This is a genomic window from Psychromonas sp. (assembly GCF_047632955.1).
In the GTDB taxonomy this organism is placed as follows: domain Bacteria; phylum Pseudomonadota; class Gammaproteobacteria; order Enterobacterales; family Psychromonadaceae; genus Psychromonas.
The window spans coordinates 25,331-38,940 of the sequence record NZ_JBLIED010000034.1; the positions used below are offsets into that span (position 1 = coordinate 25,331).

Here is a 13,610-nt window from a genome sequence, read left to right on the forward strand (position 1 = left end):
TAATACGGCTATTAAAAAACTAAAAGAAGTAATTAACCCATTCACTCGATCAACACAGTACCACAAGCACCAAGCTGGACCTGCGCCCTGCACCTTCAGAGAGTAATTAGCGCCTACTCGCCAAACCGAGTGGCGGCAAAGCTATTGAGTAAATGGTGGGTTAGATAACAGGCCAGTAAGGTCGCAACAATCGCAAAAGCGATACTGCTCATTCGATATAAACCACTAAAAATCAAATCATTATCAGGTGATAAATATTGGCCAAATAAAATCCCCAGGGTGGTTAACGCACCAAAGCCGACGCCGGAACCGCTGCGTTCCTTTACATGAACGTAGCTCAACAACATTAAACCAATCCAAAACAGAGGAATAATCAGTACTAATTGCCCCGACCAATTGTACAAAAATAGCTGCATAATCAAACCTGCGCTTACCCCGAGCAAGGTGCCCATCGCTCTTTTTCTGGCATAACCCAAGGCGCCATTCCAGTGCATAGGAAACAACAATAACAGCGTTGTGGCTTGTGCCGACATAGAGTCTTTTAAGTCCAGCACTTGAAATGCTATAAATGAGAGCGTGGCGACTGAAGCGCCCATCAACGCTTCATGGCGCATTCGATTGGCTGATTTGTCCGCAGCAGCTGGCTTAGTACGTTCCTGCACATCGGGGAATACAGACATCATGAGATAGGCAATAAAAATGGCTAATACGTTTGCCCAAAAGTTAGTAAAAATAAGCGCATTAATATCGGTTCCCGGGTAACTGGCAAAATGCAGCATAATGCTCAGATTAAGTGCGCTATTTGCGCCAAATAAAAACAAACTGCCTTTTGCCATACAGGCAAACTTATACAGAAATAACAAAAAAACAATCATCACCATCAGCATTGGATGAGCACCAAACAGCCCCCCAAAAACACCCACTTCTAAACAGCAGATAATGGCAGAAGCGAGCGTCTGCTTGGCGACATGGGCGTTCATTTTAGGCACCATGCCTAGCAACAGGATCGGTGTAACGACAAAAAACACACCATTGCTTAAATTAAAAAACTTGCAGACGATAAAACCCAGAGTAGCACCCGCTGCGACGCGGAGACATTGGCGAAGATCATTCTCGGAGATGGGGTGATGCCATAAATTCATGGTAATCAGCCTTAATAGATATAATGCAGAAGACTGAGCAGGCCAATTTGCGTTTTTGCCAGCCAGGCAAACACACCACTATCAGGCATCAGCTGCACGGTTGCCTTCGCACCCGATGGAAATATTTCGGAATGAGCATCATTCAAAACCAGATGTAAACGCATGCGCTGGGCATCACGAACCCAACGAGTGGAAACACTGGGCGTGGCAAGACTGCCGTTTGCAGCAAACTGGCCCACACTGACCCCAGCATCGGTACTAATAACCGACGCCTTATAAAGATGGCCGGGGTTACCGTCAAATGTGATCAGGGCCGGACTGCCATTAACCGCATAACGCGCACTTTTCTCTCTAAAATCAGCAATCACCTCGGCTTTCGAAGAGACAAGCGCCAATAAAGGCTGCCCGCTAGTGGCATAGGCGCCCACTTCCAGTTGCAGGTTGGTCACTATGCCGCCTTGCTGCGCTCGGACTTGCGTATAAGAGAGATTCAATTCGGCCTGCTTAAGCTGGTTGCCTGCGACCCTCAGCTTAACGTTATCATCACTCACGTCACCACGGCTTACCTGCAACTCTTTTAAGCGGGCTTTAGCTGCTAATAAGTTTGCCTGCTCCCCAACCGCCGCGCTTTCGGCATCATCTTTTTGCTGCTCTGAGACACTGTGACGCGCAAACAAGGCATCCAGTCGTTGCACGTATTGTTGTTTTTGACGCGAAACGATAACAATCGCCTTTAGATTAGCCTTTGCGGCTGCGAGCGATGCATCGAGCTGCAAATTCGCCTGTTTAGCCAGCTGCACCTGCAGCAAGGCTTTTTCTAAGGCCAGCTGATAAGGTGCGGAGTCAATACTAAAGAGCACTTCGCCCGGTTCCACTCTTTGGTTATTTTTGATATTAATTGCCACTATAGTGCCGTTAACCCTAGGTACCACCTTAGTTACACCGCGCGTCACCATTGCCTGTGGGGTTAACGGAATTTTAAAATCAGCAAGTAAAAAATAGGCAAAAATAACCACAAAAATAGTCATAGCGTATTTAATCCAGAGCGTAAATTTCTGTTCTGACGTCATAATTATTATCTCTATTCTTATCTATTGTGATCGTCTAGCTTATTGATAGCATTAAAAGTAATGCGTTCAACAACCTTTTGAAATATTCTAAGTTCAGCATCATCAATACCAGCAAGCAGGTCACTGCGGATCATCAGAATAAGATCTTCTATTTCAATTAATATGCTTTTACCGGCATCCGTAAGCGTAACAATACGGGCACGCTTGTCTTCGTTACAACAGTGACGCTTAATAAGACCCTGGGTTTCAAGCTGGGTTAATGTGCGCATCAATGAAGGCAATTCAATTTCCAGTGCCTTAGCCAGGGTTTTCTGGCTGACATTATTATTCAAGCCCTTAAGCTTCCACAACAAGGTCCAGCGCGAATTGGTTAATCCCAACGGAGCTAACTCCCGATCGGCAACGGTTCTCCATAAACGAGCTGAGCGACGTAACTGCTCAGCAAGCGACGGTTTATTAAACACCGCAATATCATCACTCATTATTTAAATCCCATTTACTTAGCGTGCTAAGCATTATACTTACTTAGCACGCTAAGTAAATAACCGTGATAAAAGTCATGAAAATGAATAGGGTTAAAAAGAAGATCAGCAATGCCGGCCAGGACTTATTTAGATGTTGATAATAATTTTTTCTGCCGGTTAAGGGCTCTACCGGCGAAGTTTAAATGGATACTGTTTTATTCTTTATACCAAAAGAATTAATGAACTGAGCAATGATTGCGAAGGAAAAATAAGCACTAATAGGGCGTTAGTTGCAGGAGATGTTCTGAATAAAACTCACAACGCTGTTAGGGATGATTTTAACCAGCAAGGATGATCACCTTTTTAGTTCTTTTGGTATTACTTCACGCCCGAAGATAGTTTTGCAGATTTTGCTTTGTCTTTTTTAAAAACCCTTTTAAGACCGCCACTGGTCAAAGCGGCAATATCAACCAACGTCAGAAAAGGGCTTTCCCCTTTTTGAGTGGTCGCCATATAGCGCGGCACCCACTCAGGACGGAACTTGTTTTTGAAATTTCGCAAACCTTCAAAGTTGTAAAAACGTTTACCATTTTTATAGATCATCGTGCCAAAGCGATCCCATAGCCTGGCATTTTCATGGTTTGTAAAACCGGAAAGTGGCGCCATCCCCAGACTGAATTCGCCATAACCTTGCTCTTTTAATGTCAGCATCAGCTCAATAAAGAGAAAATCCATGGTGTCTCGAGCCGCATCCGGTACGTGCCGCATCAGGTCGATCGTAGACTCCTGCTTCGTTTGCGTGACAAATACATTCGCAAAAGCCGTGATACGCTCCTCTTCGTAAACCAGCGCTAGGGGTAATTCATTGATATAAGCTTTATCAAAGCGCCCTAGAGAAAAGCTTTTTTCGCTGACCTTTTTAAGCATAAGCCATTGATCCGATATACTTTGAAGCGTTTCCAATAGGGTCTCGTCATAGGGCGGCTGAATGAATTCCAAACGCAAACCGGCACGAATCGCTTTATTTCTGGTCTGGCGTAATTTACTCCGTTCCGGGCAGTCCAGATCAAAGTCCGCGAGCTTTATGCAGGCTTCTTCACCCAGTTTAAACAAATTAAAGCCGGCATCGATATACCAGTCGAGATGGTCTGTTGCAATTTTATAGATAACAGCGCGTCCCTGTTCACGATTCACCATGGTTTTAAAGTCCCATAGCAAACTAACCCGATCCTGGTCGTCATTACCCACAGGATCCCCCAGAGAGACCCAGCTGCGGTTGCGTGAGGCAAACATAATAAAACTTTTACGGTTTTCAGAAAAAAATAATCGTTTATCCCCGGTCAATGCAAAATTACCCTCGGCATTATCCTGCTGCTGAATAATGTCTCTGGCTAAGGCCAACTCATTCTGATCAGGAAAATCAGGTACTTGCCGTGGCGGACGTAGTGCGTTAATGACGTAAAAAATCAGCAGAGTAGCAACGGCCGCCACCGCGGTGCGCATACTTCGCGAAGCCTGCTGATCCGTTGCAAACTGCCACCACAATTCATCGTTGTAGAGAGTATTTTGAAACGATAAGAAAATTAACCAGATAAAACCTGATAAAGCCGCCATGCTCAGCAGCAACCATTTAAAGTCGAGCAGACTGCTAAAAAGACGCGCCCGGCGATAGAATAATTTTTGACTTGAAACTAATAAACCGAGGGCCACAAGTAAAACTAAGGCGCGATCGTAATCCAGAGTCTGGATAAAAGATAAAATGGCACCAACAATAAACAGGCTGCTGGTTAACCATAATGCCGCACGAATACGCTGCCATAAAGCAAATGATAAAATAATCAGAATAATGCCGATCACGCCACCCAGAATATGGGAAAACTCAATAAGCTCCGCCGGAAATAGCGCTTCCAGCATAAGCAGTGTCTTGCCTGAGAGTCGAATTGAACTTCCCAGCAGCATCAGGACACCAGAAATAAAGGTCAGTCCCGATAAAGCAGGCGGAATTGCACTATAAACAACATTCGCGAGCAGTTTTACACTTTCTTCGAGTTGCTCTCCGGTGTTTAACCAGCGGCTTTTTACCTGAATGTAGGCTTCGCTGCTTAAGATCAGAATAACCCCGAGTACAAAAGGCAGCAGATAATAAATAATCCGGTAACTTACCAGCGCGGCAGTCAAACTTTCCATTGGCAGATAGGGGTGTAATGCCCCTGCAATGACCGCTTCGAAAACGCCTATCCCACCGGGAATATGACTGAGCACACCGGCCACCAGCGCAATAGCAAAGACCGCCAGAAACAGAAAAAAAGAGATATTACTCTCCGGTAATAAAACAAACAGAGTGGCACCCGCAAAGCCGATATCCAGAATAGAGAACAACACTTGTCCGGTCAAAATGCCGGTACTCGGCAGGCGGAATGTTTTTCCTCTAAAATGTACTTCTCCCTGGTGATAGCTGCGAATCAAAATGAGTAACCCGGCGCTGAGCACTATCATCACGGCACCCCAGCGTATCAATACAGGCGGGATTTTAATATAATCTGAAAAAACATCGGGGTGGATTATCAAAGCCATACCGCCAACCAGCATTTCACCGATACCAAAGCCGACGGTGCAGAATGCCACGATCATCGCAATCTCTGTTGCCGATAAACCGACCCGAGAATATAAACGATAGCGGACCGCTCCGCCTGATAACCAACTGACACCGATAGTATTACCCAGAGAAAAACCGCTAAAGGAGGTAAAAGCTACCAGCGGGAAAGGTAATTTTTTACCGACGTATTTTAAAGCAGACCAGTCATACCCCACTAAAGCTGTATAACCGAGCAGGGTAAATAGAGTAGAAAGTAGTATTTTACTTGCGGGTAAAGCGCGCAGTTGAGCATATATATCATGGGTATTGGTTTGGTGTAACGTTTTGTAAAGTATAACTATTCCGGCAATAAACAACACAAAAATGGCAAGACTTGAACCGTAGGTTTTAATATTCGAGGCAAATCTATTCGGCGTTATTTCAGTCATAAACTACTTCTAATTAATCTATTTTAAAAAACCGGAGGCAAGCTTGTTGAGCTCTTTTGGGCGAATCACAGAGGCTAAAGGGTCTGCAGCTATTACTTTTAACGGCTATTGAGCAAAGATTTTTGCATCTTTTTAGCCTCGTTCAGGGTCATCTAATCATTAATAGTGCGGTATCTGTCACTCGCATTAATTTTTAGAGTGTATGCGCAGGTACCAAGAGAGTAATAAAGTCTGAGTTTTCAGAGCAGCAGTTATCTGCTCTTAATTTGGCATCTTCAAATCATTTGCGTACAGACAAATTAAGGCTGTTTATCAAAGACTTTTATCCCTTCAGGAATTTTATACCAATCTTGTTTTTCAGCAACCCAAATATGAGCAGTAGGACGTATAATTCTTGTATCTGATAAGTTACTGATCTTAAGTTTTATTTTTTCGGGTTCACTGGGGTTAAAATGGTAGAGCCTATTTCCGCAACAGGGGCAGAATTTTGCGATGCTAATATTACCACTATCCGCTACCCGGCTCCACTCACTCATTTTGCCTTTGAATTGTACACTATCTGCATGGACCATTGCGGTAATACTAAATGCACTGGTAGATAGTTTTTGGCATGCTTTGCAATGACAAGCCACAATCATGGCGGGCGGTTCTAATAGTTGATAGGTGACATTGCCACATTGACAGGCCCCTTTAATCGGATATTCAATCTCTTTCATTTTCATTCCCCAATAAATAAAAACAGCTAACGGACTGTAGAATTTTTCATTCCAGTTTGTTTAAAACAAAACCCACACTAATTTACATCTGTTTGCTATTCAATTAATTAATGTAAAATTTCGCTAATTTTGGGGGAGAATGATTATATTGATTATATTGATTATATTGATTTAATGGCAGTAGTTAGATAAGAAAGTGTATAAGCGAGCGCGGTTGATATTGATAATGATTGATACGGCAGGAATGGCTAAAAATAGGCAGATTATACTGGCTGATAATCTGCACTTGTTGATTGAAGACACTTGTTGATTGAAGAAAATGCTTCATCTTTATTGCACGAATAACAGCTGAAACCGTGAAGGTTCAGCTGCTTATTGTTTCATTCTGCAAGTGCTTTATTCCGCCAGTGTTTTAGACGAACCAAATACTTCATAGAAGATATTTTCATCCGCTACTTGTAATGTTTTTAACTGTTTATAGACGGCTTTCATCATCGCAAGCGGCCCGCAAATATAAAATTCAGCACTGCTCCGCGGTAAATCTGATTTTAGCAGATCCAGATTAATCCGCCCCTGATAATGGTTGTCTGCCAATTTTCCGGATACCTGCTCGTAAAAAACATGCGCGGTCACCTGCTCCGTCTCGGTTATATTATTGTGCATCTCTTTATAAGCATGATTTATGCTGTCCAGAGCGCCATGCACAAAATGCACTTTCCGGGAGCTGTCCGCAACTAATGTTTCAAGCATTGCCTGCATCGGAGTAATACCCACGCCGCCGCTTATCAGTACCACTGGATTACTGCTTTTCTGTAGATAAAACTCGCCAAAGGGATTAGTCAGATTGAGCGTATCGCCGACATTGACACTGTCATGCAGGTAGTTTGAAATCAGTCCCTCACCATGCGGACTATGCTCTTTTTTAACTGATATACGGTAGCCGTTTTTATGGTATGCGCTTGATAGACTGTATTGACGAATTTGATGATTTTCAGACCCTACCGGGTGCATATGAATGGCAATATACTGTCCGGGAACGTAGTCGGAAATCGCCAGACCATCATTCGGTTCTAAATAAAAGGAGGTGATCAAAGGTGTTTCAATGACTTTATTCACCAGAGTAAATTCCCGCGTGCCAGTCCAGCCGCCCGGCTGCTGTGCTTTTTCATCAAAGATAACCTGTTCTCTATTAATGAAAACATCGGCTAAAATAGCGTAACCTTTTGTCCAGGCATCAATCACTGACTGCGGAGGCTGAAGAATTTCGTCAATCGCCTGTAATAACGCGCTACCAACTAAGGGATAATGTTCACTTTTAATACCCAGACTTACGTGTTTTTGAGCAATACGCTCTACATCACCCAGGATCACTTCAAGATTATCGACATATTTTGAAAATGCATAAACAGCCGTTGCTAACGCCGCTTTCTGATTACCACTTTTCTGATTGGTCATATTGAAAATATGACTTAATTCCGGGTTAGTTTGAAAGAGAATCTGATAAAACCGTCCGGTAATATCTTCTCCGTATTGTGCGAGTGCCGGTGCGCTGTCTTTTATTATATTAATTTCAGTTTGCGTTAACATGTGAATTCCTTAATATGCATTTAAAATACCTCTTTTGACTTAAGAGGCATCTTAAATGCATATTTAACAATATGCAAATAAAAGCGCCGCTGTTTGAAGCATTTTAGCCGGAAGGCGTGATAAACACGAACAGTTTAAGTTTCGAGTGGAGAAGTCCTGCAACACCTTTTTTACTCGATTATTTTCGTCAACAACTAATGCGGGTAAAAATAAGAACAGGTGCGACTAATCTGACAACCTATTCTTATTTGCTGTGGTTACGGATATTCATTTCGCCTCATCAATCATCTCGATGGTCTTTTCCTCAACTTCTTTGGCGACTTGAACTAAAGCTGCATCCTGCGAGAGTGCCGAAAGCATTTGCACTGGTTTAATAAGACCAATCCTGGTTTGACCTTTCTCCGTAAAAACCGAAATACGACATGGTAAAGCCATGTTTAAACGCATATCAACGGACATGACTTTTGCCGCCTGCCCGGGATTGCAGACTTCAAAAACCTTACACTGCTCAGCAAAGGAAATACCTTTACTGCGCAGGGTATCGCCCAAATCGTGGACATGCAACACGCCAAAGCCGTGCCGTTTAACAGCGGCATCAAGGTCTACTGATGCTTGCTCGAATGATTTACCGGTTTCAACTATATAGTACATAAGGCATCTCCATCTTTACGGTTGAATATAACAAGGTTGTCTAGTCTCCCATTTTAAGCCTGTTTATTTAAAATAAAAACCATGTTTAATTATATTTATTTGACATTTAAGGAGTTATTCTGTTTGGAAATATAGGATTGGTGAAATTGAGTCATAAATCGCTTTATTGAGATGTACAGTGTGAATTATTAAATATTAGGCTATTTGCCCTTGGCTTAATGCCTTTAATTTCATCTTCATCCTATTCCATTAACTTTTGCATTACGGCAAACGCATTGAGCCACTAAACCATCGCACTTAGTGGAAAAGCACGATGGTTTGTCAGGATGATTATTGACCAATCCAGTGTTTATTTTTATGAAATATCCACTATCAGTGCCTGATAAGGAGCAAGGTTTAATGATGCAAGTGAGTGCGGATTATCCTCATAATTGTTCAATACCAGCTGTTTAATTTTTCCCTCATAACGTCGGGTTAAGCTCAGCTTGGTAAAGTTACAGATGATTAATAAGGTTTTGCCATTATAACAACGCTGGTAGGCGTAAACATCGGCATCATCATGGTCAAGCAGCTGATATTGCCCGTAGGTAATGACTTCGCCATAAAGCGCGGATTTGCGCAACGCAATCAGTTTACGATAATAGTGAAATATTGAATTTTCATTGGCTCTTTCGGCCTGTGCATTCACTTCGGCCTGATTATCATTGAGTGCCAGCCACGGGGTGCCGGCGGTAAATCCGGAATTTAAACTGTTATCCCAGTGCATCGGTAAACGTGCATGATCACGTGAAAAATAGTTAAGAAAATCGAGGGCCTGTTGCGCGCTGCGGCCGCTGGCTAATATTTTCTGATAATGAAATTTTGCCATTAAATCATTAAACTGGCTGATATCAGTAAAGGTTTTATTGGTCATGCCAATCTCTTCACCTTGATAAACATAGGGCGTACCACTCATCATATGGGTGACCGTACCGAGCATTTTCGCGCTGATACTGCGATATTCTTTAGTGTCACAACCAAAGCGCGAAACCGTACGCGGTTGATCGTGGTTGCTCCAATACAAGCTGTTCCAGCCTTTTTGATAAAGATCTTTTTGCCAGCGTGTCATGATTTCTTTATATTCAACCAGATTGAAGGGTTTGCGTACGGCATTGTGCTCTTCTCTGTCGATACTCATGTGCTCAAAATGGAAAATCATACTCACTTCATGCCTGTCCGGGTGTGAGTAGTAACGCCCATCGAGCGTTGTGGTAAAGGGTGTTTCTGCAACGGTCATAACATCATAGTGGGACAATACTTTTGCATCTATTTCGCGCAGATATTGATGACATAGAAGGTTATTTGCCCAATGCTCCCAGCCCGCGACGCCTTCATCAAAAATGGTGGCATCGGGGAAATCCGAAGGTTTGCCAATCATATTGATCACATCCATACGGAAGCCGCCAATTCCTTTTTTTAACCAAAAATGTAAAACATCATGAATTGCGGCCCGCACCTCTGGATTTGCCCAGTTTAAATCGGGCTGTTTTTTACTGAACAGGTGTAAATAATATTGCTTGCTTGAATCATCAAACTCCCAGGCTTTCGGAGTAAAAAAGGATTCCCAGTTATTGGGTTCACTGCCATCGGGTTTGGGATCTTTCCAAATATACCAATCCCGCTTGGGATTATCCAAGCTGCTTTTTGATTCAACAAACCAGGGGTGCTCGTCGGAGGTATGGTTGACCACCAAATCCATTAAAATTTTAATGTCGCGCTTTTTAGCTTCGACAATTAGTAACTCCATGTCGGCCATGGTGCCGTATTCCGGCGCTATTTTATAATAATCGGAAATATCGTAACCGTTATCATCCATGGGTGACTGATTCACCGGGCTTAACCAGATAATATTAGCGCCCAATGCCTGAATATGATCCAGCTTATCAATAATGCCCTGAATATCACCCACACCATCACCATTGCTGTCATTAAAGCTGCGAGGATAAATCTGGTAGACCACGCAGTTATGCCACCATCTTTTTGTTATTGCGCCTTTCATACCCGGTTCCTTATATTAAGAAATAATGGAGTGTCGCTATGCACTTTGATTAATGATTAAGTTAGTCAACAGAGTGACCGATTCGCTTTTGCGAATGCCCAGGCAAACCTCTGCTGCAATATTGCCCTTCTCTTTAATAGGTTGACCTACCGTGGTGATCCCCCGCTCAAGGGCGCGGCTAATACCATCAAAGCCAACAATCTGTAACTCACGGGGAACCTTAATATTAAGCTCAGTGGCGACATGTAAAGCGGCAATGGCAATTTTATCACTCATGCATAAAAGCAAATTAATGGGATCAGCGGCGGTTAATATGCCGCGGATAATCGTTTGGATCATGCGCTCATCATAGGGTTCGATTTGCCAGATATCATCATTTTCAATGCTAATATTTGCGTCCTTTAAAGCCTCTTTATAACCTTCTAAGCGGCAGCGACTGATCGACTCGATGGGGGAGAATAACTGCAGATCAGAAATAGCTTGAGAATCGCTGTTCTGGGTCAGGTGCAGCCCTAAAATAACCGGATGAATGGTGCTGGCTTGGGTATTTTCAATGGCGTATTTAGCAATTGAGTAAGCTGCTTCATGGTTATTAATATTAATGGACGGGTAGTTTTTATACTTAAAATCCACCGTGATAATGGGTTTATTCTGCAACTCCAGACGTATTAATATTTTACTGTTTTTGGGTTGACCATAAACAATAAAAGCATCCGCCAGGCTATCAATTTGATTAACAATATAACGATCCGTATTCGAGGCGAGCAGTAGCATATTAACATGCTGTTTATCAAACACCTCGGCAACGGCGCTTAAAAATTGATTGGCCACCGGGTTCATTAATGACTCAGAAAGATCATCCGATAATACAATACCATAGACCCCTGTTTTACCCGTGCGCAGGCTTCTAGCGGCCATACTTGGACCTAAGTAACCGACCTCTTCACAATATTTTAATATTTTATTGCGCAGCGACTTTGACAGTTGAGCCGGTTTATTAAAGGCATTAGAGATAGTCGCCGGCGAGACGCTTAGTTGCTGGGAAATATTTTTTAATGTGTGTTTTTGTGGCATTTTCATTGAGACGCCCCTTATATTTTAACCAGTCTAAATCGTTTTAGTAAATTATTCATACTCCCTAAGGCTGAATTTATAAATTCAGTGATGGCTATCACCAAATTAGTACGCTAATTGTACGCAAAAGAGGTTTTGCGCACAATATACGTACAATTTACGATATTTATTAATATCTTTGTCTATTATTAGCACCTGATAGTTTCTATCTTAAATGATTTAGTAAATGTTCCTTTTTTGTTGAAAACGGAGTTAAATAAACATGAAAAATAAGATACTTAGTAGCGCGATTGCTCTGGCAATTCTTACCTCTTCATCAGCTTTTGCCGCTGATTTGAAGTTCCAACCCGGCAAAGACAACAGCTTTAACTGGGCGAGTTTTGAGAAGTTTAAAAATGACGTTGACTTAAAAGGACAAAAGCTGACCATTAAAGGCCCATGGTTAGGCGCCGATAAAGATCTGGCTGAAAGTGTGATGGCTTATTTTGAAGCGGCAACCGGTGCAGACGTACAGTATGCCGGGTCGGATTCTTTCGAACAACAAATTGTGATTGATGTTCAGGCAGGCAGTGCACCTAATATCGCCATTTTCCCGCAACCCGGCTTAGCCGCGGATCTTGCATCAAAAGGTTTTTTATCACCACTCAGTGCTGATACTGCAGCATGGATAAAAGAGAATTATGCGGCCGGATCATCATGGGTGGATCTTGGTACTTTTACCGACAAAAAAGGCAACAAAAACTTATTTGGTTTCTTCTATAAAGTTGATTTGAAATCACTGGTTTGGTTTGTTCCTGAAAATTTTGATGATGCAGGCTATCAAGTACCGCAAAGCATGGAAGAGTTAAAAGCCTTAACCAAACAGATTGTTGCCGATGGTGGAACGCCTTGGTGTATTGGTCTCGGAAGTGGTGCTGCAACGGGTTGGCCGGCAACCGATTGGGTTGAAGATTTAATGTTAAGAACACAGTCACCTGAAGATTATGACCGTTGGGTTACAAATGATCTTAAATTTAACGATCCTAAAGTTATCCAGGCCATTGAAGAATTTGGTTGGTTTGCCGGTAATGATAAATTCGTTGAAGGTGGCGCCCGCGCTGTCGCCACTTCTGATTTCCGTGAAAGTCCCGGAGGTTTATTTAGCTCACCGCCTAAATGTTATATGCACAGACAAGCCTCGTTCATCTCAAGTTTCTTCCCAGAGGGTACCAAACTCGGGGTTGACGCAGACTTCTTTTACTTCCCGGCTTATGCGTCTAAAGACTTAGGAAAACCAGTGTTAGGTGGCGGTACTATGTGGGGTATCACCGATGACTCAAAAGCAGCGCAAGCCTTTATTGCCTTCCTGCAAACGCCTATTGCCCATGAGATTTGGATGGCACAATCAGGTTTCTTAACACCTTATAAAGGGGTAAATATTGACGCCTACGGTAATGATACGCTGAAAAAACAGGGGCAGATTCTGCTGGATGCGACTACCTTCCGTTTTGACGGCTCTGACTTAATGCCGGGTAAAATTGGTGCAGGTGCATTCTGGACCGGTATGGTTGATTACACAGGCGGAAAATCAGCGAAAGAAGTCGGTGACTACATTCAAGGCACCTGGGACGCGCTTAAATAACAGTTCCCTCTAATAAGCCGGTGAAATACCGGCTTATTTTTTATTTTGCTCCCTGTGTGAGGTTTTCTAATGGAACAATTAACTTACTCCTTACTGGCCGTGCTACTGGGCGTTTTTGGTTGTGTTTTTTATTTTTTTGGCAGTAACTGGTTGTTGGGGCTGCTCTTCCCAATTAATCATGTGTCCAATCAAAAAATGGCACAAAATATTCGCCGGGCAGCGG

General features: G+C 42.8%; 10 protein-coding genes. 1 reads left to right on the top strand and 9 read right to left on the bottom strand.

The window, feature by feature from the left end; genetic code table 11:
• Positions 1–113: 113 nt before the first annotated feature.
• From ACJAZP_RS15825 to ACJAZP_RS15865, 9 genes are all read right to left on the bottom strand, one after another.
• Entirely contained in the window at positions 114–1,142 is a 1,029-nt protein-coding gene (locus ACJAZP_RS15825; protein WP_415231710.1) for a DUF2955 domain-containing protein, read from the bottom strand.
• Positions 1,143–1,153: 11 nt separating this feature from the next.
• Positions 1,154–2,212, bottom strand: a complete 1,059-nt coding sequence (locus ACJAZP_RS15830; protein WP_415231711.1) for an HlyD family secretion protein — start codon at positions 2,210–2,212, stop codon at positions 1,154–1,156.
• A 17-nt stretch (positions 2,213–2,229) separates the two neighbouring features.
• Positions 2,230–2,694: a transcriptional regulator SlyA gene (slyA, locus tag ACJAZP_RS15835; RefSeq protein WP_415231712.1), complete on the bottom strand. Its 465-nt coding sequence runs from the start codon at positions 2,692–2,694 to the stop codon at positions 2,230–2,232.
• A gap of 360 nt (positions 2,695–3,054) precedes the next feature.
• Positions 3,055–5,700 (bottom strand): bifunctional lysylphosphatidylglycerol flippase/synthetase MprF, encoded by a 2,646-nt coding sequence (gene mprF / locus ACJAZP_RS15840; RefSeq protein ID WP_415231713.1) that lies wholly within the window; start codon positions 5,698–5,700, stop codon positions 3,055–3,057.
• Between the two features lie 299 nt (positions 5,701–5,999).
• Complete coding sequence (locus ACJAZP_RS15845; RefSeq protein WP_415231714.1) at positions 6,000–6,416, bottom strand: GFA family protein; 417 nt, start codon at positions 6,414–6,416, stop codon at positions 6,000–6,002.
• A 396-nt stretch (positions 6,417–6,812) separates the two neighbouring features.
• Positions 6,813–8,003, bottom strand: coding sequence for an NO-inducible flavohemoprotein (gene hmpA / locus ACJAZP_RS15850; protein WP_415231715.1), 1,191 nt, complete (start codon positions 8,001–8,003; stop codon positions 6,813–6,815).
• 267 nt (positions 8,004–8,270) lie between these two features.
• Positions 8,271–8,654 (bottom strand): DUF302 domain-containing protein, encoded by a 384-nt coding sequence (locus ACJAZP_RS15855; RefSeq protein ID WP_415231716.1) that lies wholly within the window; start codon positions 8,652–8,654, stop codon positions 8,271–8,273.
• A gap of 355 nt (positions 8,655–9,009) precedes the next feature.
• Entirely contained in the window at positions 9,010–10,692 is a 1,683-nt protein-coding gene (locus ACJAZP_RS15860; protein WP_415231717.1) for a glycoside hydrolase family 13 protein, read from the bottom strand.
• A gap of 36 nt (positions 10,693–10,728) precedes the next feature.
• Positions 10,729–11,772: a substrate-binding domain-containing protein gene (locus tag ACJAZP_RS15865; protein ID WP_415231718.1), complete on the bottom strand. Its 1,044-nt coding sequence runs from the start codon at positions 11,770–11,772 to the stop codon at positions 10,729–10,731.
• 256 nt (positions 11,773–12,028) lie between these two features.
• Here ACJAZP_RS15865 and ACJAZP_RS15870 point away from each other — a divergent pair, with 256 nt between their 5' ends.
• Positions 12,029–13,387, top strand: a complete 1,359-nt coding sequence (locus ACJAZP_RS15870; protein WP_415231719.1) for an ABC transporter substrate-binding protein — start codon at positions 12,029–12,031, stop codon at positions 13,385–13,387.
• Positions 13,388–13,610 lie beyond the last annotated feature (223 nt).